Here is a 24442-nt window from a genome sequence, read left to right on the forward strand (position 1 = left end):
CCCACATCCCCATATAAACAACTGATTATAACTATGAAAAATTTTAAAAGAAAAAGAAAAAATATGAAAAAAAAGAGTACAACTCATCAGTTATACTCTTATATATTGGATAATTTCTGTTTACTATCCCAAAGTCCCTACATTATTTAGATCTTCAAAAGAGCGAACTAATCTTTTCACGAAAGTTTCTTCACCTTTTCTGAGCCACACTCTTGGATCGTAGAATTTTTTATTTGGCTTATCATCTCCTTCTGGGTTTCCGATTTGAGATCTAAGATATTCTATTTTATCAAGCATATAATCTCTGATACCTTCTGTATAGGCAAATTGAAGATCCGTATCAATATTCATTTTAACCACACCATAGCTGATAGCTTCTCTAATCTCCTCCAAAGTAGAACCAGAACCTCCGTGGAATACGAAGTTCACTGGCTTATCTTCGGTATGGAGTTTTTCTTTTACAAACTTCTGAGAGTTATCTAATATTTTAGGGGTGAGCACTACATTTCCCGGCTTATAAACCCCGTGTACATTACCGAAAGCTGCCGCAATGGTAAAGTTAGGAGAAATCGCTTTAAGTCTTTCATAAGTATAGGCTACATCTTCTGGCTGAGTATAGAGCTTAGAATTATCCACATCGGAATTATCCACTCCATCTTCTTCGCCACCAGTAACACCGATTTCTACCTCCAAAGTCATATTCAGCTTAGCCATTCTCTTAAAGTATTCACAAGAAATATCAAGGTTTTCTTGTAGGGATTCTTCGGAGAGGTCGAGCATATGAGAGGAGTAAAGTGTCTTACCAAACTTCTTATAATACTCTTCATTTGCATCAAGGAGACCATCAACCCAAGGGAGAAGTTTCTTCGCACAGTGGTCTGTATGGAGGATTACGGTAGCTCCATACGCCTCTGCAAGGGTATGAATATGCTTAGCCCCAGCTACTGCACCGAGTATCGCAGCTTTTTGGGCATCATTGCTAAGCCCCTTACCCGCATTGAAAGCCGCCCCACCGTTAGAAAACTGAATAATCACTGGCGAATTGAGTTTCGCTGCGGTTTCCATCGTTGCATTTACATTGCTGGAACCGATAACATTTACTGCAGGAAGCGCATAATTGTTCTCTTTTGCGTGCTGGAAAATCTCTGTAACCAAGTTACCTGTGGCAACACCTGCCGGAAAAATTCTACTCATAATCTTTTGTTTTATGTCATTAAATAATTTGAAAATTTATGCTCGTAAAGATATACTTTTTCCCTATATCTGAAAAATGATATTTAAAAAGTTTCAGATTAATGATTATTTTAACATTATAGCAGTGAAGCGCTATAGTAGGCGGCATACTTAGACCGTAGCCGGTGAGGCGATTATTTATTCTGATGTCTCAGAAGCCTTCTGCAATCTCGCGGAACCTTCCCGCAATGTTGCGGAACTCTCCCGCAATCTATCTTATCTATTAAGTAAGATGAATGTAAATATGTGTAGTGCCGACTACGGCATCCGCAATCTAGCTTATCTATTAAGCGAGATAAAAATTAAAGGGAGCAATGCTCCCTTAGTTTTCTTTTGATTAATTCCTCTTGTCTTTCCCCCAGAGGAGTTTCTGGCGGATGGTATCATAGAAATTCAGATGCTTCGGCTGGATGAGTTTCATTTTAAATGATGCTTTTCGGATGACGATTTCAGTATCGGTATCCAAGTGGATAAGCCTTGAATCTAAGGAAATGGAATATTGGGGTACTCGGCTACTCACTTTGAATTTCAGCTCTACACTGTCGCTCACCACCAGTGGGCGCACATTCAGGTTATGTGGTGCAATGGGAGTAACGACGAAGTTTTTATTATCTGGTGAGAGTATCGGTCCTCCACAGCTCAGCGAATACGCCGTAGAGCCCGTAGGGGTGGAGACGATGAGCCCATCGCCCCAAAAAATATTGAGAAACTCATCATCAAGCTGAGAATCTACAGTAATCATAGAGGTGGTTTCGCGTCGGGAGATGGTGATATCATTGAGCGCATAAGGGAAGAAATCGCCTTTGGGCTGTACAACTTCTATTACGGAGCGCTTGCTGATGTTGATATCTCCTCTGAGAACCTCATCGAGCTGTTTGAAGATTTCCTCCTTCGTAAAACTCGCGAGGAAGCCCAGCCTGCCTGTATTTACACCCACTACGGGGATTTCGGTATCTTCTATAAAGAGCAATGAATTTACGATCGTGCCATCTCCACCAAAAGTAAAGAATATATCAACGCCCTTATCTAAGAGGTCTGTTTTCGTTTCAAATGTTTCAAACTGATGGGAAAACTCCATAGCCTCCGCCGCTGCAGAATAGATAACGGCGCGTACCTTTCGCTTATCAAGCTCTGAAATAAACTTACTCAGGTACAAAAATGTGTTTAAATCCTTCTTCTGTGTGTAAATCGCTGCTACTTTCTTCATTATAAATCTAAATTTCAATGTATTTCTGGAAGAAATCAAATCGGTTTTTCACTAATGATTCTTTCCTGTCATTATAATCTTTATTGATGATGGAATAACCGAATCGTTCCAAATCTTCCTCTATATTGCTCAGATGATGATTGCTGATTTTTAAGGTTATTTTCACTTCATCTTCATTAATATCACTTACATAAATGCCGTAAATCTTAGCATTATTCTCTTCTACAATCCTCGTAATCTCTGCGAATGAGTAATGTTTATTATAGGTTTGAAGTAAAATAACGGCTCCATTCTCAGAAAACAGCGGATACTTGGAGAACTCATCAAAAACATCATCGCAGGAGATATAGCCGAGATAATTTTCACTTTCTGCCAAAATAGGAACCACATTAGCATTGAAAGTATAGAAGAGTTTCACTATATCTATCAAGAAAGCATCTTCACGAATAGCAAATTTCTCAAAATGAATCTCCAAATCCTTCAATCTTCCCTCAGGAGCATCATTGAGGAAACTTCTGGACAGTGCCCCAACAAATACTCCAGCCCTCTCTACAAAGAGATGAGAATAGCCAAAATCATCAGCAAGTGGTAAAATTTCCCGTACCTGTGTTTTCTCATCAAATGCAGGATAATCCTTAGAAATATAATCTTTTACAAACATTCTACAAAGTTTGGAGGAAAAATATTTTTATTCTTTTTTCAATTTTTCTTGCATTATATAGATTATGGACTCTATATTTGCACCCTTTCATTTTTACTTTTTATTAGATTTATTTCAAACTGCAAGACCAATATTGGTTTTTGCAGTTTATTTTTTATAGAGTGCCTTGTAGAAGTCCCACATTACAATCCCTCCACATACCGATACATTCAGTGAATGCTTGGTTCCGTGCTGAGGAAGCTCTATAAAAGCATTGCAATGATTGAGGATTTCGTCAGAAATACCCTCTACCTCATTTCCCAACACTAAAGCATACTTCCTTTGTGGATTGATTTCATAATCTGAAATCATAATAGAATCCGTGGTCTGTTCTATACCTAACACATCATATTTCTGGATTTTGAGGTCTAAGGCCGCTTCTTTTACAGATTCATAATAGAGCCAATCTACGCTTTCAGTTGCTCCGAGTGCTGCTTTATGAATTTCCCTATGCGGGGGTCTCGGGGTAATACCACAAAGGATGACTTTTTCTATAAGAAAGGCGTCTGCTGTGCGGAATACTGCTCCTACATTGTGCATACTTCGGATATTATCGAGTACAATAACCAAAGGAATTTTAGCTAATCCTTTAAAGGTCTGCACATCTACCCTGCCGAGCTCTTCCAATTTTAATTTCTGTGTCAAAATATTTGTTTTGATGAATAAACCACTGCAAACTTATAAAAATATACCGCTATACTCAATAAAAAAGCACCTCAATACAAGAGGTGCCTATATATTAAATTTCTTCTTCATTGTTTATCGTATAGCGGGATTTGAAATCTTTGTCGTGCTTTTCAGAGATTACATCTTCTCCTTTTTCGCTTACAATAAACTCTGTAGATTCCTTAAACAATTCTAAAAATCCTTTGAAATCCTCTTTATAGAGGTAGATTTTATGCTTTTCAAAACTCGCTTCCCCACTATCCGAAAAACTCTTTTTACTTTCTGTAATCGTCAGGTAATAGTCTCCTGCTTTTGTTTCGCGTACATCAAAGAAGTAGGTTCTTCTCCCTGCTTTTAATACTTTGGTAAAAATTTCATTTTCGTGGCGTTCCTTATATTCACTCATTGTACGATAATTTTAGAAATCTGACGAAACAAATATAAAAGATTTCCATAAACTATAAAAGTTTTTATAAATTTAATTTATTTCAGCCGAGTATTCATTAGTCTCTGCACTAAGATTCAGTATTTTATTTGCTTTTTCTGCACTGGACATCCTGTGGGTAATGATGATAAGCGTACGGTTTTTTGCCTCCTGCTCTATATTTTGAAGGATATTTTTCTCCGTTTCATTGTCTAATGCCGAGAGAGAGTCATCAAAAATAAGAATATCTGGTTCCTTTATCAGTGCTCTGGCAATGCAAACTCTTTGCTTCTGTCCTCCTGAGAGCATTACTCCACGCTCGCCCACCATTGTTTGATAGCCCTCCTTAAAGGTTTCTATATTCTTATGTATATCGGCTACTTTGGCATAATGCACCACTTTTTGGTGGTTGGGCTCATCAAGGGCAAAGCCTATATTGCTCTCTATGGTATCTGAGAAAAGGTAATTTTCTTGTGGCACATAACCGATATGCTTTCGGTAGAGGTCAAGATTATGCTCTTTCAGGTTTTTACCATCAATAAGGATTTCTCCTTCGGTGGGGTCTATCAGGCGACAGAGGAGAAGGGCAAGGGTAGTTTTCCCACAACCTGTTTTCCCCATAATGGCTAAACTACTACCTGCACTGAGCTTAAAACTGAGGTTATCCAGCGCTTTTATCCCCGTATTGGGATAGACATAGGACACATTTCGGAATTCTATATCTCCTTTTATAGGATATTCATCAAAGTTGGTATTGATGATTTCGGATTTCATATCGAGGAATTCATTTACCCTTTGCATAGAGGCTTCTGCTCGTTGATTCACCGAAGTAATCCACCCCACAAGGGAAAACGGCCAGATGAGCGTATTTACATAAAGGAAGAAATCTGCAATTTTCCCCACGCTAATCTCTCCTGCCATATATTTGATACCCCCTACATAGAGCACCATTACATTAATCAGCCCAATAACGAAGAGTATCACGGTATAGAATACAGCTTCCGTCTTTGCAAGGTTCAAAGCCTTATCTTGATAGTCCTTCACCCGAGATACATAGCCTGAATTAATATAAATCTCTTTGGCAAAAAATTTTATCACCCGTATCCCAGAGAAGCTATCGGTTACGAAAGTAGAGATTTCCGACTGGCTTTTCTGCATTCTCTTGGATTTTGCATTAATGATGGAGCTCACCTTATATATAGTATAGGAAAGGAAGGGGAAAGGCAATAGCGCCCAGAGGGTAAGAGTAAGGTCTGTTTTCAGCATATAAATACTGGTGATGATAACCAGCACAGCAAGATTTACCACATACATCACCCCTGGACCTAAATACATTCGGATGGCGACTACATCCTCGCTCAGCCTGTTCATCAAGTCACCAATAGTCGTTCGTTTAAAATCTGTAACCGAAATCTGCTGATAGTGTTGATAGATTTTATTTTTGAGCTCATACTCTATCTTCCGAGAGGCTACGATGATGGTCTGCCTCATCATAAAAGTAAAAAAGCCCGTGAGCAATGATGCTACCACATAAATCGCTACATATTTCAGGATTTCGGCATTAAAGCCCAACTTGCCCGATTCCGCCAGCTCATCTACCGCTCTCCCCACAAACTGAACCTTATAAATCATAAAAAAATTGCTCGCAAGGATGAACAAAAGCCCAAAGAAAAGCAATGTTCTGTGCTTCCAGAAGTAGGGATTAAGCGTGTTTAATGCCTTCATAAACTAAAAATATCGTGCAAAAATAAGAAAAGCTACTGGCTTCTGGCTATTAGCCTGCTATACTGTGGGCAGATAAGTATCTCTCCTGCTAAGGGGTAAGTTGCATTCAAGATAAAATAACCTTATTTTTGTGCGCATTCATAATTTTTTACAATGATAAAACTCGCTATTGCCTGCGACCACGCAGGTTTTGAATACAAAGAATACTTAAAAAAAGAGCTTTCTGCTCAGTTTGAAATTACCGACTATGGTACCCACTCAGCAGCTTCTGTGGATTACCCCGATTTTGTGCATCCTGCAGCAATATCGGTAGAGAAAGGCGAAAACCAATTTGGAATCCTCGTATGCGGAAGTGGGCAGGGCGTGCAGCTCACTGCTAATAAACACGCAGGCATCCGCTGTGCCCTCTGCTGGATGCCCGAATTGGGTGCCCTCGCTCGGCAGCACAACAACTGCAATATGCTCGCACTACCTGCACGATTTATTGCAAAGGAACTCTCTTTAGAAATTGCAAAAACATTCCTCTCTACTCCATTTGAAGGTGGAAGGCACCAATCACGAGTAGATAAAATATCGGCTGGTTGCTAAAGAAAGGAAAATGTATTTTTCTTTCTTTCGTTTAATAATCTAACCCATAAAAAAACTTTAATGGAATTATATTATTCATTCTCCATTCTCATCGTACTCGCTACGATGTTTGAGTACATCAACCATAAACTCCTCCGCCTCCCAAGCACTATCGGTGTAATGGTTATTGCAATTTGTGTATCCATTATCCTGATTCTCTTTGGAGAGTCTCTCCTCCCTAAGACCACTCTCAGCCTACATAAAATCGTAAGTAGTGTAGATTTTACTGAAGTCTTAATGGGAGCAATGCTCAACTTTCTCCTCTTTGCTGGAGGAATACATATTAATATAAAAGACCTGCGCGAGCAAATTGCCCCTGTGGTAATGTTTGCCAGCATAGGGGTGGTGATTTCCACCTTTGCCGTAGGTTTTGGAGCCTATTATCTACTACCCTTCGCGGGGGTAGAAATTCCACTCATCTATTGCCTTGTTTTCGGAGCGCTTATCTCACCTACCGACCCTGTAGCAGTGCTCAGCATCCTAAAAAAAGCAAAGGTCTCCAAATCATTAGAGACAAAAGTAGCGGGCGAGTCATTATTTAATGATGGTGTAGCGATCGTTGTCTTTACCGTACTGCTTCAAATAGCTGTAGGAAAGCAGGTGGACCTCACCCTTGAAAGTATACTGATGCTCGTAGTACAGGAAGCTGGGGGTGGGCTCCTACTCGGTGCCGTCCTCGGCTTCATTGGTTCTAAGATGATGCAGAATACCGATGACTATATTCTCTCTGTACTTATCACCCTATCCATCGTAATGGGGGGCTACCTCATCGCCCACTCTATGCATATCTCTGGACCGCTCACAATGGTTGCTGCAGGACTTTTTATGGGGAACTTCAGTCCAAAATTCAAGATGAAATCCGAAGTTCGCGACTACTTGGTAAAATTCTGGGAGTTGATAGACGAGATAATGAATGCCGTACTCTTCCTCTTCATCGGTCTGGAGCTACTGCTCATCAAGAACCTCAATGAGTACCTCTTCGCAGGAGGCATCTGCATATTGGTTGTACTCCTCGCAAGATGGGTTTCTATTTTCTTCCCTACCAAACTGATGTCTTTCAAGCACAGATTTACCCCTCAGACCGTAAAAGTTCTGGTATGGGGAGGCCTTCGTGGCGGAGTATCCATTGCCCTTGCACTCTCCATCCCAAAAAGCGAATACAATCATATTATCATCAGTATCACTTACTGTGTAGTGGTCTTCTCCATCATCTTCCAAGGGCTTACCATTGATAAAATTGCAAATCCAAAAAAGATAGCCCAAGAGGAGGAACTTGAAGTTCCATCTGCTTAGAGGATTGAAGGGTAGAAGGCTCCCCACACTGTGGGAAGCGATTAAAACGAACCGCATAAGATTTCCGTTCCAGTAAAATAGAGAGAATTAATGACATCAAACTAAATAACCTCCAGAGCTTACCACTTAAAGCCTACTACCTAAATCTTATGCTTTCCTGTTTGGGTAATGGTCTCGACGGTCCAGTCTATTTTCTTTACGAATGGGAGTTTGCGTACGGGGCAATCCATTATCTGGCAGACTTCGCAGGAGGAGGGTTTGCAGTCATCCATATGGAAATTAAACTCGATTTCCCTATCGGTATTCTCTGCAATGGAAATGATAAGCTCCTCCATCTCATTATGTGCTTGCCGAAGCTCAAAGTACCAAGGGAGGGTAAGATGGGCATCGATATGGAGGTGGCTACCAAACTGCTGAATCTTCATATTATGGACATCTATCCACTCGGGTTTGCGATGTTCATTCAGGAACTCTGCAATATCGGTGATGATTTTGGTATCTGCCTCATCCATTATCCCCTTCATTGATTCCCGTATAATTTTATAGCCTGTGATAATGATATATCCTCCGAAAATACCTGCTACAAGAGCATCTATCCAATAAAAATGGGTAAAATGTACCACCACTAAACTCAGAACTACACCTATGGTCGTAAGGGTATCGGACTGAAGATGTTTGCCCGAACTCTGCAAGACCAATGAGTTTTCTCTCACCCCTTTTTGGTACGAAATATAACCCATCAGGTAGTTGATAACGGCAGTAAGCGCTATGATGAGTATTCCCCAATCGAGCTGGTGTAAAGTATTTTTAGCGATGAAGGAACTGACCGCTTGAATGATGATAACCACACCAGCGAAGATAATCAGTGCGCCCTCTATCCCAGAGGTGATGAACTCTATTTTGCCGTGCCCGTAGGGATGGTCTTTGTCCATCGGCTTTGAGGCTACATAAAGCGAGTAGAGCCCCATAAATGCCGCTACAATATTGACGATGCTCTCCATAGCATCTGAGAACACAGCATCTGAGGCAGTGATTTGCCACGTGATGAGCTTTCCAATGAAGAGGAGCACCCCAATGATGGCTACACTTCTTTGAAAGGAAAAATTCTTTTTGTTTATCGCTTGTTCTTTCATATTTAAGATAGGATATAGAATTTGGTTCTCACTTCTTAATGCTAAATGTTTGTCGAAACTAATAAAAAAATCCCGCTAAGGCGGGAAAGTTTATACCAATTTTTGTTTTACAAGATGCTCGGCTATCTGTACGGCATTGGTTGCTGCTCCTTTTCTCAGGTTATCTGCCACAATCCAGCAGTTTAGGGTCTTAGGCTGGGAAGGGTCTCTTCGGATTCTCCCTACGAAGACTTCATCTTTACCTTCGGAGTAGAGAGGCATAGGGTAGAGGGATTTTTCTACATCATCTTGTACTGTAACTCCTTTTGTATGGGATAAAATTTCTCGAACTTCATCTAAATTAAAATCCTGATGAAACTCAATATTTACAGACTCGGAATGACCTCCCTGAACGGGAACCCTTACCGCAGTAGCCGTAAGCTGGAATGAATCATCACTCATAATCTTTTTAGGCTCGCGCATCAGTTTGAGCTCTTCTTTTGTATAGCCCTCGTCACTGAAGACATCGCATTGTGGGAGAGCATTTTTAAAGATTTCGTAAGGATAGACCTTCGGTACGGTGCAATCTTGAGCCGTAACAGAAGATTTTACCTCATCTTGAAGCTGATCTACAGCAGCCTTACCCGTTCCCGTAACCGATTGATAGGTAGAAACCACCACTCGCTTTAATCCATATTTCTTATGAAGCGGATGGAGCACCATTACGAGCTGTATCGTAGAACAGTTGGGGTTTGCGATGATTTTATCGTCTTTTGTAATCTCGGAAGCATTGATTTCTGGGACGACGAGTTTTTTTGTAGCGTCCATTCGCCAAGCTGAAGAATTATCTATGACAAAAGTACCCATCTCTGCAAACTTTGGCGCCCACTCGAGAGAAGTAGCTCCTCCAGCGGAGAAAATAGCAATCTCAGGCTTTTGCTCCACTGCTGACTGGATAGAGACGAGGGTGTATTCCTCACCTTTAAAATGCACCGACTTGCCGACAGACTTCTCCGAAGCTACAGGGATGAGCTCCGTAACGGGGAAATTTCGCTCTTCAAGGACTTTGAGCATTACCTGACCTACCATACCTGTGGCACCTACTACTGCTATTTTCATTTTGTTGAGATTTTTATTTCCAATTAATCATTAAGCTCCGAATAATCTGCCCATAACAATGCTAAATGCAAAACCAAAGAAGAGAATTGCTAGAACCGATAACCAAAAAGCAGACATAGACAGGTGCCCTGCTTTTTTTATCTTTTTATTTACGATGGTCATCAGAATGGCAGCAATGAGCATAGAAGTAGGATGCTCTACAAAAGACTGCCTGAGGTAGGCATCTTTCATTATTTTGCCCATACCCACGGCTTTTATTGTATTTAAAAACTCGGATGTACCGATAAGCATTACAAACCCTACGATAAGCTGAATATGAAAGAAAATCATCACGAAAAGTGTAGATTTTCTTAAGAGTTTGGTTACTCTGCCAGAGTAGCCGAACATTACCGCAAAAAGAGCGACTAAAAACACAAGCACAAGAATAAGCTCTATGTAAGCAAAACCTCCGTGGGCTTTTGTAAGAATAAAATGAAGTTTTCCCATTATCTAAAATTTCAGTGGCAAAGATAAAAAATCCCACCCTAAAAAGAGTGGGACTTCCGATACAAAGTATCTATATAATATGAAAACCAAAATTCTCTTAGAAATTAAAGGCTAGGCTCGCGGACCAAGTTCTACCAAAACCGAAATAAACTTTGTTTGCGATATCTATCCCTTTATACTTGATACCTTTAGCTTCTGGATCTCCTTCCATAGTACTTGAATAGGATTCTGCAATATAAGTAGTATCAAGGAGGTTATAAACATTACCTCTAAGGGTAAAGGATTGCTTATCGTTTAGTTTAAACTTATAAGACAGGCCTAAATCCATAAGGTTGTAGCTTGGCAACTGTAATGCTTTTCTTCCAGTGTCTGTATTAAAGGAGTGTACATCGAGATTAGCATAAAGCTGATCTACATATCTCCAATTGACATCTAATTTCAAATTGGTTACAGGCTGTAGTGTAACCCCAATGGAAGCGGTAAGCTGAGCGGCGTCTCCTACTTTTACTTTATCAAGGTAGAGGTCATAGGTGCTTGAAGTTTTACCTTTTGGGATATAAGGCAGGTTGGCTTCATCGAACATTTCTGCGTGTGCTTTGCCTTTGTAGAACCAGTCTCCTAATGAGAACATACCATTGATGCTAAGGTAGTTTGTAGCTTTGAAAGAAGCATCAAATTCTACCCCTTGGTGGATTTCATTGAGGTTGGTAATCTCTCCATAGTAGCTTTTCCCAGCCTCTCTGTAAGCTCTGGTTCTAAGGTATCTATCATCCCAAGAAGTTCTGTACAGATTCACATTGGCATTAAACTTATGAGATCTGAAACCGTAGCCCAATTCAACCCCAAAGATTTTCTCATTGGTATTTTTAGAACTTACGATATTTTCATTACCTCTATAAACAGAGTTAAAGAAAGGTTGTTTGCTGTAATAACCGACATTACCAAATACATTGTGATGTTCATTGATATTATAGTTTAAACCTGCTTTTACATTGTATCCTAAGATATTTTCAAAGTCGGTTTTAGCTTTCATTACCTCTCCTCTCTTGGATTTGGTTACCCCATCGATAATGAAGTCATCGATACTTCTAAAGCCTTGATTAGAAAGGGAGCCTTGAAGGAATGCAGAGAAGTTATTTGCAGTATATTCTATCTGACCGAAACCACCATACCAAAGGACTTCACCTTCGTTGCTATAACTGATTCTGTCATTAAGAGATTGAACGCTTGCAAAAGGGTTCCAGTTTGGTTTAGATTCAAAAGTATTAGAGATGAGCCTTGAAGGTTCGTTTAGATTTCTCTTATCCAAGTAAGCAGATGCTCCTAACAGGTCTGAGACCACTTGATAGTGATATCCTTTATAGTATCTACCATCTACTCCTAGGCTGAAATTCCAGTTATCATTAATTTTCTGTTGGAAGTTGGATAAAATACCGAACCAGTTATGAGAATTAACAGATGCTCTTTTTACGATAACGCCACTGGTTGGGTTTGAAGCGAGGTTTGCAGCTCTCTGATAGCATCGAAGTCATAAAGTCCGTCTGCAGTTCTAAATTTGCTGGCATATTGACCGCCGACTCTTCCTAAGTCGCCAGAACCTCCACCTCTACCGAAGGAAGCATAGAGGACAGTGGATAGTTTAGACTTTTGTGCCATATTCCAATCCCAGTTGAGGGACATAATAGGCTTGTGGTAGTAGTTTGTAGCGAAGGAATACTGTCTTGAAACGCCATCTCTTCCTGTCATATATCCCCAGTCGGAGTTGTATTTTCTATTTGGCTGATCTTCGCTACCACCGTATTTAGGATTGAGATAATCTGAAAGGGCGATGGAGGTTTTCCTTTGGTTGTGCCATTGTGGAGCTCCTGTGATGGTAAGCTGGAAATCGTGTTTTTTACTCGGAGCGAAACCTAATGCGAAGTAATAGTTATTTGCCTCGAAGTCTGTACCATCTGCATACATAGCGCCTGCCGTTCTACTCATTAAGAAAGAAGAAGACCAGCCCGATTGAGTTTTACCTGTATTATAAGCAAATAGTGCTTTGTGGTAGCCATTATTACCCAAGCCAACGGTAACTAAACCGCCTTGTTTTTTATCTGCAGCTCGTGTAATTACATTAATAGTACCCCCTACGGAAGCAATTGCGAGTTTGGAAGCGCCGAGACCCCTTTGCACTTGCATAGCGGAGGTAACATCTGCGAGCCCTGCCCAGTTTGACCAATATACGGCACCGTTTTCCATATCATTTACAGGCATACCATTAACCATTACGGCGATATTGGTTTGGTTAAACCCACGGATATTAATCCTAGAATCTCCGAAACCACCACCTGACTTGGTAGAATAAACGGAAGGCGTAGTATTAAGGATTTCTGGGAACTCTTGGTTTCCTAATTTCTCGATAATAACGCTTTCTTTAATGGTAGAAACTGCTACGGGGGTTTTTCTATCCTTAGCAATATCTGCCGTGCCGACAAGTACAACCTCTTCTATGTCTTTGGTGCTTCTGAGGCTGTCCTTGGTACTCTGTGCGAAATAAACACTTGCTGTGGATAATGTAACAGCAGCGAGTAATGATTTACTTAATAAGTCCATTTTTTACTTGTTTTTAATTCTTCAATATTATGCCCCAAAGATGAGATTTTTTTATTAACTATTCTTAACCTCTGGGTAAAAAAAATAAATTTTTATTTCATCAAAAAGTGAGAAATAGCCTGTATATCATTTTTAGAGCATTATGGGAATATCTTAAAAATTTTTCATCAATAGAAATGAATTAACGAATAATTAATATTTTAAAAGAGATTGAGTTTTTAACCCGATTTTTTAATTTCAATGAAAACGCTGTAGTCTTTAGCTCCATTATCTGTATTTGAATACCCAATTTTTAATCTCAATAAGGCGAAAAGAAAATTTAGTGTAGGAGACTTCATCATTTTTGGAGTTAAAAAGATTTAAAAATAATGATTATCTTGGCTGAAAAATTCATCAAAATGAAAATCATAGGGCTTACGGGAGGGATTGGTGCTGGGAAAACGGCGGTAGCAAGGCTTATTGAAAAGGCTGGATACCCAGTCTATTATTCCGACGACAGAGCAAAAGAAATTGTAACTGATGATGAGGCTTTAAGAGAGAAAATCAAGGCAGTTTTGGGGGAAGAGGCTTATGATGAGGAGGGGAATTACAACAGAAAATATGTGGCAGAGCAGGTTTTTAACGATGCGAAGCTATTAGAGGAGCTGAATGGGGTGATACACCCTGCGGTGAAGAGAGATTTTGAGAAGTGGGTGGGTGAGCAGGTGGCAGACTTTGGTTTTAAGGAAACGGCACTGCTGTTTGAGCTGGGTTTGGATAAAAGTTGCTATAAGTCTCTATTGGTTACAGCAGAGGAGTGTATAAGGATGAAGCGGGTGATGGATAGAGATGGGAAAACCTACCGAGAAGTGGAGAAAATAATGCAAAAGCAAATGCCCGAGAAGGAAAAAATAGAGCGAGCGGACTTGATTATATACAACAACGGAAACCTCGAGACACTTGAAAAAGAAGTAGAAAATACTCTAAAAAAACTAAATTAAAAAAGCCTTAGGTTTTTCCTAAGGCTTTAAAAGGATGTGAAATACAATTATTTCTTGGATTCTTCAACAGAAACTTTTCTGAATTCTTTGAAAAGTTTGCTAAGTTCTAGAGCGGCTTTTCTTGCTCTGGTACCTGCTGCTTTGTTTCCTTTTTCTGCTTGTGCATTCGCTTCTGTGGAGAATGCTTCAAATTCTGCATTAATTTTTTCGATTAAGTCTTTCATCTGTAAAAAATTTATAAAATTGAAATATGTAGATGCAAATATAAATAAATCTAGCTATGAAACAGCATAGGGGTGAGAAAATCTTTCTCTTGGGAGCCTCTTGCTGGGGAATATTCGCGACCGTAGAGGATGATTTGGATGTGTAGCTTGTTCCATTTCTCCTTAGGGAAGAGCTTTTTAGCATCTTTCTCGGTTTGGATGACATTTTTGCCTTCGGAGAGTTTCCACTGCTTCATCAGCCTGTGAATGTGGGTATCTACAGGGAAAGCGGGATGCCCAAAGCCCTGACTCATCACGACGGAAGCGGTTTTGTGCCCTACACCTGGTAGCTCCTCGAGCTCTTCGAAAGATGCTGGAACCTTGCCATTGTACTTTTGTACAAGGATTTCGGACATTTTTTTGAGGTTTTTGGCTTTTTGGTTGGATAAACCGATTTGCTTGATGAGCTCCTTAATCTCTGGGACTTCTAATTTTGACATTTTTTCTGGGGTATCGGCTATGGCAAAGAGGTGGGGAGTGATTTCATTTACTTTTTTATCAGTCGTTTGAGCCGAGAGTGCAACCGCTACAAGCAAAGTAAAAACATCGGTATGGTCTAAGGGGATTTCAATCTCTGGGTAGAGCTTTTCAAGCTCAGTCATTACGATTTCGGCTCTTTGTTTTTTGGTCATATTTTTCTTTTATTTGAGGCAAAATTAGAATTTATGATAGAAACAGGAAACTCATTGCCAACTTTTGAAGGCACAAACCAAGATGGAAAAACGATAAAATCATCAGACTTTAAAGGGAAAAAACTCGTGATATTTTTCTACCCAAAAGCAAGCACACCTGGCTGTACTGCAGAAGCCTGTAACCTGAATGAGAACTATGAAAGGCTTACCGAGCAAGGATTTCAGGTATTGGGAATCAGTGCAGATTCTGTGGAAAGACAGAAGAAATTTCACACGAAAAACAATCTACAATATGACCTCATTGCGGATGAAAAGAGGGAAATCATCACGCAATTTGGAGTGTGGCAACTCAAAAAATTTATGGGTAAGGAGTTTATGGGAATTGTGCGGACGACCTTCCTGTTTGATGAGAAGGGCATCTGTACGGAGGTAATCACCAAAGTGAAAACCAAAGACCATAGCTCACAGATTATTCCATAACCTTGCGAAGATCGGAAATGTATTCGTAGGCGGTAAGGTCAAACTTTACAGGAACGATGGAGATATACCCTTCGGATAGTGCGATTTCATCTGCATCTTGGCTATTGTCCATATTATTAAAATAGCCTGTAAGCCAGTAATATTTTTTACCGTGTGGGTTTATTCTTTCATCAAAGCTCTCTTCCCATTTGGCTTGTGCTTGTTTGCAGACTTTTATCCCTTTGATTTCCTTTTCTGGGAGTTTGGGGATATTTACATTGAGGACGATACCTTTGGGAATTGGGTTTTCTAAAACATTTCTTACGATCTGCTGAATGTATTTTTTCGCCTGAGAGAAGTCAGCATCCCAGCTAAAATCCAACAACGAAAATCCAATCGCTTGAAGCCCTTCTACTCCTGCCTCCACAGCAGCAGACATCGTCCCTGAATAGATGACATTAATAGAGGAATTGGCTCCGTGATTAATACCCGAAACCACCAAATCTGGCTTTCGGGTAAGGATTTTATCTAATGCAAACTTTACACAATCTACGGGAGTACCGCTTAGAGAGTAGTTTTTCTGGTTTTCATCAAGATGGATTTCTTCATAGGTAAGGGTAGAATTAATGGTGATTGCATGCCCTTTTCCACTTTGAGGAGAATTGGGTGCAACGACTACAACCTCTCCTATCTCGCCCATAAACTCTGCTAATTTTCTAATACCTGGCGCAGTAATACCATCATCATTAGTTACCAAAATCAAAGGTTTCTTCATCTGAAAAAAATTTGAGCAAAAATATCAAAAAAATACTTGCTATATGAGAATAAATCTTACTTTTGGTAATTCATTTTTTAAAATTAACTTACAAACGAAATACATTTAGGATTTATGAATATTATAAAGAAACTGAGATTAAACAAACTCCTCTTATTCTTACCTCTTACTACTCTTATTTTCTGCTTTAACTCACCTAAAAATGACGATGATAAAATGCGAACCATTATGGTGAGTGTAATGAACACCCTGCAATACTGGCATTATAGCCCCAAACCAATTAATGACGCTTACTCCCGAGAAGTCTATAATAAATACCTTGAAATGATAGACCCAGGGAAAAGATTCTTTATGAAAGAGGATATTAGTGAGTTTAACCAACATAAAGATAAGCTGGATGACTACTTCAAAACGGGAAATCTGGCGTTCTATAAACTCAGTACCGATAGGCTCTATCAGCGAGTAGATGAGGTGGATAAAATAACCCAAGAAATTCTCAAAAATCCTATTAATCTCAATGAAAACGATGTATATATATTAGATTCCAAGAAGAAAAACTACCCTGCCAACAAGCAGGAACTCTATAACGAATGGAAGAAATACATCAAGTTTAATATCCTCCAAGAAATGGAAACCCTCACTGCCAAAGAGGAAGCCCAGCAAAAGAAGAAAGATTCCGTGATTGCCAACAAACTCTTGGATACCATCAATGTGAAAAAACTCTCACCACAAGAGAAACTCACAAAAGCCACAGATGAAGTGAAAGACTACATCTCCCAATACTTTATCAGGTTTAAGAAAAGAAAGAGAATGAACTGGTTTACGGTCTATATGAATGCTCATACAGAGGTATTTGACCCGCATACAAGCTACTTCTCCCCTACCAATAAAGAAGATTTTGATGCCTCTTTCAAGGGAGAAATTATCGGTATTGGCGCTATTATTCAAGAGAAAAAAGGCAACCTCTTCCTCGGAGAGCTTACCATAGGCGCCCCTGCGTGGAAGTCTAAACAGCTGACCGCAGGAGACAAAATCCTGAAAGTAAAATCTAAACCCTCTGCCGAAGCAGTAAATGTCTCTGGAATGCTCGTAGATGAAGCCGTAAGACTCATCCGTGGAGAGCTGGGAACAAAAGTAACCCTCACCGTAGAGAAGAAAGACAAATCCATAAAAGAAGTAACCCTCATCAGAGAAAAAGTATCGATAGAAGACACCTTTGCAAGAAGCATCATCGTCAATGCACCCAATGGTAAGAAATACGGGCTCATCAACCTACCGAGTTTTAACGCAGATTTTGAAAACAAAAAAGGAAGAAATGCCTCTGATGACATTAAAGCAGAGATTTTAAAACTCAAAAAGCAGAACATAGAAGGCATCATCCTTGACCTTAGAAACAACGGCGGAGGCTCCCTCACCGAGGTGGGCGATATTATGGGGCTGTTTATGAAGTCTGGCGCTTTTGTACAGGTAAAAGATGGAGAAGGCAAAACCGAAACCTATAAAAGCAAGTCCATAGACCCTATCTGGACGGGTGACCTCATCATTATGCAAAATGAATTCTCAGCATCTGCATCTGAGATTCTTGCAGGACAAATGCAGGACTATGGCAGAGCCATCATCTTAGGCTCCCCACAATCCTTCGGAAAAGGTACAGTACAAACCTTCGTAGATCTCAACAGATTCCTAAACTCCTCTGATGATTTCGGTTCATTAAAACTCACCATACAGAAATTCTACCGCGTAACGGGGGAATCCACCCAAAGAAAAGGCATAGAGGCTGATATTAAAATGAAAGACTTCTTCAGCTACGCAGAAATCGGTGAGCGGTTTGATGACTATGCCCTCGCTTGGGACAAAATCTCCCCAACCCCTTTCAAGAAAGTGAATGAAATAGACCTAGAAACGCTCTCAAAAGCAAGCTCTAAAAGAATAGATGCCAATAAAACCTATCAGCTTCTGATGGAATCCTCCAAATGGAAAGAGGCGATGGATAAAGAAGAGAGCATTACGCTCAATCAAAAGAAATTTGATCAGCTGATGAAAACCCGAAAAGCTCAAATAGAGAAGTTCAATAGTTTGGATAAATTCAGAAACGGCCTCACCTTCTCCATCTTCCCCGAAGAAATAGAGCGAGAGAAAAAAGACGAGGCCTTTAAGAAAAAGACCGAAAACTGGATTAAAAACCTGCAAAAAGACCTCTTCGTAGAAGAAGCCATACACATCATCACCGATATGCAGAAAGCCAAATAAACTCAAAGCCACTTTCCTAATAAGTGGCTTTTTTATTTTAATATAGCTTCCATTTCCCTTAAAAAACACCTCTCTTTAAGTAGAATTAAGGTTAAAGGATTTCCTCTCTCCGTTTTTAGAAAATGATGGGAGGCTTTACAAGGTTTTGGAGCTTTCAGGCGAGCTGAAAGCTTCCCGACATAAAGGTTAGCGCTTTCACACGAATTATTCGCAATAAAACAATGAAAACATTACATTTTTAATAATTTAACACTGCCCAAAAAGCCTTATTTCCCCCAAAAAAGCAATAAAAAAGCGGGTTAATGAATATTAACCCGCTTTCAAATGATTAAGCTATGAAAAACTTACCTTACTGAACGATGAGCTTAGCCGTTTGCTTCTCGCCTTTGTTATTGGTGAGGTGCAATAGATATACTCCTTTCGGATACTGAGTAAGGTCGAGATCAGCCCTACTGCCGCTATAATCCTTCTTGAAGAGTAGCTTACCTGAAAGGTCATAAACCTGTGCTTGAACTGAAGAAGTTCCACTACCAAGCTCGATAGTAAATCTACCATCAGATGGGTTTGGATAGATTTTCAGACCACCTTTCACTACCTCTGAAGCAGAAAGGTTATCTACAACAATCGTTACACTTGCCTTATCAGACTTCTTACCATCAGAGTACACAGCGTATACATCGTAGGTATAAGTACCAGTCTGTGTAAGATTATCTGTGTGTTTCAATGTGTTATAGTCATTGATATCGGTGAGCTTCACATTGTTTCTCACAATCTCATACTTCTCAAGTTTAGGAAGGTCTGTAGCTCCAAACTCTACTGGCACTTGCTCTCGTGCTTCTGCTTTGTATGGATCTTCAAAATCACCAGATTTCAGAATCTTAGTACCTTCTCTTACTACTTGCTTCAAGTCAACAGATGCTTCATCAGATGGTTTTGCAGCTACTGTCTTATCAGAGCTTACATTATCTTTATATCCTATTTGGATATCATCTAATGCAAGGAGAAGAGCGTCATCATCTTTTGTAGTTCTGTGGTGGAACACTACGAAGAAGTCATCCTTAGAGTGTTCTTTGATATCAACTTCTCTTTCAACAAATGTACCTTTAGTTTTTTCAGTTCCATCAAACTTGTAAACAATTTCACCTGTTGCTTTGATTTCATCTATCGTTGGTGCTTTACCAGAAGCTGGTGCTTTCACTACATACACATCATATCTTTCTACATAGTCGTGTTTCACAAAATATTTAAGCACTTCTGCTCCTCCTTTTATTTTAGGAGTTACGATCCAGTCATCTACATCCATACTTCTGAAGTACCAACCATAATTGAGTAGTCCATAATTTCCACTTGCTTTATTAAAAGCAGAAATCATCCAGCTCATTTTATCTGCATTATTGTCATAGACTGTCATCTCGGTAGGTATTTTTCCGGATTCAAATCCTTCGGTATAGGAAGGGTTCATATTAGGTCTTACCCACTTGAGATTTACCTTGTTATTCTCTTGAGTAGCTGAAAGATCTTTCACGGAATTATGTACTCCTGCTACTTTTATATCTACCTCAGCAGTGGTTTCGTTTTGTGGAGAAGTTGCTTTTAGGGAAACTTTATAGTCTCCGGATTTATTAAACTTAACTACTGGGTTATTAGATGTAGAAGTAGTACCACTTACAAATTCTGTATTATCACTTGGCGTTACCGTCCATTCAAATGATGTAGGAAGCGGATCACCAGTAGATTTATTAGTAAATGCTACCGTTTCAGTTTCAAAGATTGAATTTCCTGAAGTGATAAATTTAGCTTGAGATGGAGTATTCTTAACAGTGATAAAGTCTTTTTTCTCCTTAACATCATTACCTGAAGAATTCGTTGCCTTCAATGTTACTGAATACTGTTTCTCTTCTGTAAATCTTACTTTCGGATCTTTAGATGTGCTTGTTGTACCGTCTTTATACTCTACTGTATTCGGGCTGAATGACCATTCATAAGTCGCTGGCTGAGTAGAGGCAGTTGTTGTATTATTATTAAGCTGAACTGTCTCATAAGAATTAACTCTTGGTTTAGCCACTGTAAAGTCTGCTGATGGTTTCCCTTCTGCAAATCTTACCAATACATCATCTACTGCTACAGCATAAGAGGCCTTATCGGCGTCCATCTTATTGTGGAAGCCTAAATAAATGACGCCATCTTTTGTAGGAGTAAATTCTCTATTTACTTTATTATAACTTGGAGCAAGGGTTAATTTATCTCCTAACTTATTGGTCATTGCTGATACTTCCGGGCTATCACCATAGAAGAATTCAAGATTTTCTTCATCATTCTGGAATCTACCTGCGTAGAGCTCCAGCATATAGAGCTTACCTGCTTTCACCTTGATAGGGTTGGAGAATAACCAGTCGTCTGTACCTTTTGTTCTATTAGGGAAGTTCACCGCAAAGCTCTTTCCTGTATTTGCTAAGTCTGCATCTGTATACTTCATCCAGGTTCTTCCTTTTCCATCTACATCTTTCACAGTCCAACCGATTTTCTCTAAACTCTCTTCTTCGAAACCAACGGCGTGTTTATCCCCATCTTCTAATACAGAGGCTACTATACCGTATGCACTTGTAGAAGCGGTGTTGTTCATTGCTACCTCATCTCCTGCTAATTCTACTTCTACCTCTATATTGTAATTCACAAAAGATTTGGATAAATCTACATTAAACGACTTGCTAAGCGTCTTTCCTTGTGCTACTTCTTCTAATGCTACTTCTCCTGTATGCTCTACGGCATTACCATTGTCTACATTTACGAGTTTGTATTTAAGTTTAGCTCCTGTTGCAGATGCACTTCCTAAGTTCTCTACCTCTACCGTTACTGGCGTTTGGTTTGTATACTCCTTAGCTGGTGGTAAGGATACGGATTTTAATGCCAAGTCTTTTGATACACCATTGTTAATTCCCGTTGCAATAAGAGAGAAGTCTTGAGAAGCTGCAGGAACTAATTTACCCTGGTCATCGTTCTTTTTCAGGTCACCCTTATGGCTTACGGTGATGGTATATTCCTTGCCTGCTACCGGGTTTTCTATCACTACCTGCTCTACATTGTCTTTGGTATTATCGCCTTTGGTAGCAGCGTTCGCTGGATTATTTACATCTAATTTCCAAGGGAAGAAAGTGGTTGCTCCATCGGATACTCGTAAATCCAAGTCATTTACCAATACGGATTCTCTGTTGTTAAGCGTAGCATCTGGAAGTTTTTCTACTACGGCATCATCCCAAACAATGGTTACAACTAATGGTGCACTTCCTGTTGCCGTGAGTTTTAGGGTATAAGTGCCATTATTATTTAAGGTAACCTCTTCTACTTTTGAGTATTTATCTTTGGTGGATAATACTTCTGCAGCTTTAAAGGCATTGAGAAGTCCCCAACCGAATTGATAATCTGGACCAGGATGCTCACCTGCCTCGTTCGCTGTATGAATTGCCAATGCTTTTAGAGTGGCAGATTTCATAAACGAACGGTACAATTTATTATGATGCTCTTGTAATAAGGCAAGAGAGCCCGTTACATTTGGAGACGCCATTGAGGTACCGCTCAAAGAGGTATATTGGTCATCACCTGTTGATGTTGTAGAATATACACCTACACCTATACCTGCTAAATCTGGCTTGATACGACCATCATCGGTAGGACCGAAAGCTGAGAAACTCGCTGCTTTTACATCACTTGGCTGTTTGTAGCCACCTGGGATTTTATGAGCCGCTGCGATAATAAGCCCATTCTTACCCGTTGCTCCGTGGTTAATACAATCAAAACCATTGGCTCCCCCATTCTTTTGGCGAACTTTTGTAGATTTTGCCCATACTAATTTACCATTCTCTAATTTTCTTACATAGTGTGCTCCACCAGGTTCAGGACCATCTCCTCTTGGGTTACCTGCTGCTTTTACCGCCAAGTAATAAGGAGCATTTTTTGAGATTAAATCCCATTGAGCATCCGTTTCTCCATAATGTCCATAGCCTACATATTCTGTATCATCATCAGTTCCTAACCAGTGCCAACCTGTAGCTCCTGACCAGTTACCATACTCAAAACCTCCTAAATAACCATAAGAGTGATTTGAAAGAAGTGCCCCGTTAGTTGCAGCTGTTGTCATTTCATCCTCATCATCATTCCAGTCATAGGCGATAAGCTCTGCTTTTGGTGCCATTCCTTTCGCTTTCTTATCTACTCCACTGGCAACCATTGTCCCCGCCACATGGGTAGAGTGGCTATTAAGCCGTGTAGAGGTATCACCCATTTTGGCTCTTCCTCCAAATTCCTGGTGGGTAAGCCTTACAGCTCCTCCATCCCACTCACGGAGAACAATACCTTCTCCTTGAAGTTCCAATCCTGGGCTCGTCTGAAGCCTTGTAACTCCCGTACCTTCTGCTGCTCCAGCATTGCTCGTTACATAGTACAAAGGGAAGCCCTTAGCGTTAAAACCTTGCAACTGGTAAAACTTACCTCCAAACTCGGTGGTGAACGGAATGTTCATCTCCTTTGCTCTGGACTCCAGCTGCGCTCTGCTTAGCGTTCCTTTGCGGAATTGCTTGCCTAATAAATTCAATCCTTTTAGGTTCGTCTTGCTTTGAAGAACCTTTACCTCTTGGGCATTCTGTGCAAACACTGCCGTAGCAAATAAGTAACATAATGCTACTGGCAATTTTCGGGTAAATGACCCGAACTCTAATGTAGACTTTCTCATTATTAATTCATTTAAAATTAACTGGACAATACTACACAATATTTTTAATACTACAAAATTTTATTTATTTTAATAAATTTTTAATATTAAAAAACATAAAATAATTATTATTTTATTATATATTAGCAATATTTACAATATTAGCATATATACAAAAAGCAATAATAAATATTCTCAATCTTATGCTACATTCTATGAAAAACATAATAATTTATTATTTAAACCTATATTAAATTATTACATCACTAACAAAAACCACATTTACTTTATCATTATATTCTGAAAATACAATAAAATAATTGATGAAAAATTTATTTAAGATTTTTAGTTAAAATACCCTATTTTTAGTTAAATTTAAGTGTTTAGAGCTCCCAAAATCTCACACAAGTTTCCCATTTTCGTCATTTAGAAAGAAAAATTAATCAACAGTTTCAAAAAACAAACTGCTTTTTGAAAGAAAATTTTAGATTTTATACTGAACTTTTATACTTTTTATTGAAGAACAATCACCCATCAATACCACTTATAGATATTAGTAAAAAAATATGTATGTTTGACCACATAAAACATCACACAATGGCAACCTACTACCATAAATTTGAGGTGAGATGGAGCGATATAGATGCCAACCGATGCCTCGCAAACGCTGCCTATGCAGATTACTGTACGCAGACCCGTATGGGCTTTATGAACAAGCACAAAATGGGGCTTTCACAGCTGAACCGATGGGGCATCGCGCCTGTTATCCTCCACGAAGAGGTGTTTTTCTTTCAAGAGATTTATGCCGACCAGGAGGTCTATGTCTCCCTCGAGCTGGCAGGGCTTTCCGAAGATGCGGGCATCTATAAATTCATCCACAGATTCTATCTCGCCGATGGCTCCCACTGCGCTACCGTTGCCGTACTCGGTGTTTGGATAGATTCTATGATTAGGAAGATGACCTCCCCGCCAAACGATGTGCTCGCTGCCTTTTCTGACTACAAAACCCAAAGCACCAAACTCCTCTCTCGGGAGACGCTTAAAAACATTGACACACGTCCAGAGAATATAGACCCCTCTGCCTTCCTACCCAAGAAATGGACGAAGATTCAGCTGCGCTCTTAGGAGTTAGAGAAGCCTTCTTCTATAATAAAACTATCCCCTGCTTTTTATGAAGTAGGGGGCTGTATT

At 39.7% G+C, this 24442-nt stretch carries 19 protein-coding genes and 1 pseudogene; 6 read left to right on the top strand and 14 right to left on the bottom strand.

Translation table 11 applies throughout. The features are described 5' to 3' along the window. Window positions 1-123: 123 nt before the first annotated feature. From fbaA to D8991_RS00030, 6 genes are all read right to left on the bottom strand, one after another. A complete protein-coding gene (gene fbaA, locus D8991_RS00005; RefSeq protein WP_120488166.1) occupies window positions 124-1194 on the bottom strand; it encodes a class II fructose-bisphosphate aldolase in 1071 nt (356 codons plus the stop codon). A gap of 376 nt (window positions 1195-1570) precedes the next feature. Beyond that, window positions 1571-2440 carry an NAD kinase gene (locus D8991_RS00010; RefSeq protein WP_120488167.1) on the bottom strand — a complete coding sequence of 290 codons (870 nt, stop codon included), beginning with the start codon at window positions 2438-2440 and terminating at the stop codon, window positions 1571-1573. A gap of 7 nt (window positions 2441-2447) precedes the next feature. Next, entirely contained in the window at window positions 2448-3101 is a 654-nt protein-coding gene (locus D8991_RS00015; protein ID WP_120488168.1) for a CBS domain-containing protein, read from the bottom strand. A gap of 147 nt (window positions 3102-3248) precedes the next feature. Then, entirely contained in the window at window positions 3249-3785 is a 537-nt protein-coding gene (locus D8991_RS00020) for an RNA methyltransferase (protein ID WP_120488169.1), read from the bottom strand. Between the two features lie 94 nt (window positions 3786-3879). Beyond that, window positions 3880-4212, bottom strand: coding sequence for a DUF3276 family protein (locus D8991_RS00025; protein ID WP_120488170.1), 333 nt, complete (start codon window positions 4210-4212; stop codon window positions 3880-3882). Between the two features lie 72 nt (window positions 4213-4284). Continuing rightward, complete coding sequence (locus tag D8991_RS00030) at window positions 4285-5955, bottom strand: ABC transporter ATP-binding protein (RefSeq protein ID WP_120488171.1); 1671 nt, start codon at window positions 5953-5955, stop codon at window positions 4285-4287. Between the two features lie 153 nt (window positions 5956-6108). Between D8991_RS00030 and rpiB the strand changes: the two genes are divergently transcribed. Together rpiB and D8991_RS00040 are read left to right on the top strand one after the other, a co-directional pair. Next, window positions 6109-6543, top strand: coding sequence for a ribose 5-phosphate isomerase B (gene rpiB, locus D8991_RS00035; RefSeq protein ID WP_120488172.1), 435 nt, complete (start codon window positions 6109-6111; stop codon window positions 6541-6543). 60 nt (window positions 6544-6603) lie between these two features. Further along, window positions 6604-7875 (top strand): cation:proton antiporter, encoded by a 1272-nt coding sequence (locus D8991_RS00040; protein WP_120488173.1) that lies wholly within the window; start codon window positions 6604-6606, stop codon window positions 7873-7875. Between the two features lie 140 nt (window positions 7876-8015). Here D8991_RS00040 and D8991_RS00045 read toward each other — a convergent pair whose 3' ends face one another. The 4 genes and pseudogenes from D8991_RS00045 to D8991_RS09165 all read right to left on the bottom strand — a co-directional run bounded on the left by D8991_RS00045 (window position 8016) and on the right by D8991_RS09165 (window position 13187). Beyond that, complete coding sequence (locus D8991_RS00045) at window positions 8016-9008, bottom strand: cation diffusion facilitator family transporter (RefSeq protein WP_120488174.1); 993 nt, start codon at window positions 9006-9008, stop codon at window positions 8016-8018. 90 nt (window positions 9009-9098) lie between these two features. Continuing rightward, on the bottom strand, window positions 9099-10106 hold the full coding sequence (locus D8991_RS00050; RefSeq protein ID WP_120488175.1) for an aspartate-semialdehyde dehydrogenase: 1008 nt from the start codon (window positions 10104-10106) through the stop codon (window positions 9099-9101). Between the two features lie 30 nt (window positions 10107-10136). Continuing rightward, window positions 10137-10592 (bottom strand): hypothetical protein, encoded by a 456-nt coding sequence (locus tag D8991_RS00055; protein WP_120488176.1) that lies wholly within the window; start codon window positions 10590-10592, stop codon window positions 10137-10139. A 97-nt stretch (window positions 10593-10689) separates the two neighbouring features. Beyond that, a pseudogene (locus tag D8991_RS09165) lies at window positions 10690-13187 on the bottom strand (TonB-dependent receptor). A gap of 398 nt (window positions 13188-13585) precedes the next feature. Between D8991_RS09165 and coaE the strand changes: the two are divergent. Continuing rightward, on the top strand, window positions 13586-14167 hold the full coding sequence (gene coaE / locus D8991_RS00065) for a dephospho-CoA kinase (protein ID WP_185123848.1): 582 nt from the start codon (window positions 13586-13588) through the stop codon (window positions 14165-14167). Between the two features lie 47 nt (window positions 14168-14214). Here coaE and D8991_RS00070 read toward each other — a convergent pair whose 3' ends face one another. Continuing rightward, the gene (locus tag D8991_RS00070; protein WP_120488178.1) at window positions 14215-14391 is read right to left on the bottom strand and encodes a histone H1; all 177 of its coding nucleotides are present in this window, start codon (window positions 14389-14391) and stop codon (window positions 14215-14217) included. 50 nt (window positions 14392-14441) lie between these two features. After that, window positions 14442-15062 carry an endonuclease III gene (gene nth / locus D8991_RS00075; protein WP_120488179.1) on the bottom strand — a complete coding sequence of 207 codons (621 nt, stop codon included), beginning with the start codon at window positions 15060-15062 and terminating at the stop codon, window positions 14442-14444. Between the two features lie 33 nt (window positions 15063-15095). On the opposite strand from nth, the gene bcp reads away from it, so the two are divergent. After that, a complete protein-coding gene (bcp, locus tag D8991_RS00080) occupies window positions 15096-15542 on the top strand; it encodes a thioredoxin-dependent thiol peroxidase (RefSeq protein ID WP_120489648.1) in 447 nt (148 codons plus the stop codon). On the opposite strand, the gene surE is transcribed toward bcp, so the two are convergent. Continuing rightward, a complete protein-coding gene (gene surE, locus D8991_RS00085; RefSeq protein WP_120488180.1) occupies window positions 15532-16296 on the bottom strand; it encodes a 5'/3'-nucleotidase SurE in 765 nt (254 codons plus the stop codon). The genes bcp and surE overlap by 11 nt on opposite strands. Window positions 16297-16416: 120 nt before the next feature. On the opposite strand from surE, the gene D8991_RS00090 reads away from it, so the two are divergent. Continuing rightward, a complete protein-coding gene (locus D8991_RS00090; protein WP_394364120.1) occupies window positions 16417-18546 on the top strand; it encodes a carboxy terminal-processing peptidase in 2130 nt (709 codons plus the stop codon). Between the two features lie 349 nt (window positions 18547-18895). Here the strand turns inward: D8991_RS00090 and D8991_RS00095 are convergent, their stop codons facing one another. Further along, window positions 18896-23272 carry a S8 family serine peptidase gene (locus D8991_RS00095; protein ID WP_120488182.1) on the bottom strand — a complete coding sequence of 1459 codons (4377 nt, stop codon included), beginning with the start codon at window positions 23270-23272 and terminating at the stop codon, window positions 18896-18898. A gap of 576 nt (window positions 23273-23848) precedes the next feature. Between D8991_RS00095 and D8991_RS00100 the strand changes: the two genes are divergently transcribed. Beyond that, window positions 23849-24376 (top strand): acyl-CoA thioesterase, encoded by a 528-nt coding sequence (locus D8991_RS00100; protein WP_120488183.1) that lies wholly within the window; start codon window positions 23849-23851, stop codon window positions 24374-24376. The last annotated feature ends 66 nt before the right edge of the window (window positions 24377-24442 follow it).

The sequence above is a fragment of the Bergeyella cardium genome (assembly GCF_003614945.1).
Taxonomy (GTDB): Bacteria; Bacteroidota; Bacteroidia; order Flavobacteriales; family Weeksellaceae; genus Bergeyella_A; species Bergeyella_A cardium.

Bases quoted from the DNA above. Each gene is read 5' to 3' on its own strand.
- D8991_RS00070 (WP_120488178.1), bottom strand. From the start codon at position 14,391: ATGAAAGACTTAATCGAAAAAATTAATGCAGAATTTGAAGCATTCTCC.
- fbaA (WP_120488166.1), bottom strand. From the start codon at position 1,194: ATGAGTAGAATTTTTCCGGCAGGTGTTGCCACAGGTAACTTGGTTACA.
- D8991_RS00095 (WP_120488182.1), bottom strand. From the start codon at position 23,272: ATGAGAAAGTCTACATTAGAGTTCGGGTCATTTACCCGAAAATTGCCA.
- D8991_RS00025 (WP_120488170.1), bottom strand. From the start codon at position 4,212: ATGAGTGAATATAAGGAACGCCACGAAAATGAAATTTTTACCAAAGTA.
- D8991_RS00015 (WP_120488168.1), bottom strand. From the start codon at position 3,101: ATGTTTGTAAAAGATTATATTTCTAAGGATTATCCTGCATTTGATGAG.
- D8991_RS00010 (WP_120488167.1), bottom strand. From the start codon at position 2,440: ATGAAGAAAGTAGCAGCGATTTACACACAGAAGAAGGATTTAAACACA.
- rpiB (WP_120488172.1), top strand. From the start codon at position 6,109: ATGATAAAACTCGCTATTGCCTGCGACCACGCAGGTTTTGAATACAAA.
- D8991_RS00100 (WP_120488183.1), top strand. From the start codon at position 23,849: ATGGCAACCTACTACCATAAATTTGAGGTGAGATGGAGCGATATAGAT.
- coaE (WP_185123848.1), top strand. From the start codon at position 13,586: ATGAAAATCATAGGGCTTACGGGAGGGATTGGTGCTGGGAAAACGGCG.
- D8991_RS00045 (WP_120488174.1), bottom strand. From the start codon at position 9,008: ATGAAAGAACAAGCGATAAACAAAAAGAATTTTTCCTTTCAAAGAAGT.
- bcp (WP_120489648.1), top strand. From the start codon at position 15,096: ATGATAGAAACAGGAAACTCATTGCCAACTTTTGAAGGCACAAACCAA.
- nth (WP_120488179.1), bottom strand. From the start codon at position 15,062: ATGACCAAAAAACAAAGAGCCGAAATCGTAATGACTGAGCTTGAAAAG.
- D8991_RS00050 (WP_120488175.1), bottom strand. From the start codon at position 10,106: ATGAAAATAGCAGTAGTAGGTGCCACAGGTATGGTAGGTCAGGTAATG.
- D8991_RS00055 (WP_120488176.1), bottom strand. From the start codon at position 10,592: ATGGGAAAACTTCATTTTATTCTTACAAAAGCCCACGGAGGTTTTGCT.
- surE (WP_120488180.1), bottom strand. From the start codon at position 16,296: ATGAAGAAACCTTTGATTTTGGTAACTAATGATGATGGTATTACTGCG.
- D8991_RS00030 (WP_120488171.1), bottom strand. From the start codon at position 5,955: ATGAAGGCATTAAACACGCTTAATCCCTACTTCTGGAAGCACAGAACA.
- D8991_RS00040 (WP_120488173.1), top strand. From the start codon at position 6,604: ATGGAATTATATTATTCATTCTCCATTCTCATCGTACTCGCTACGATG.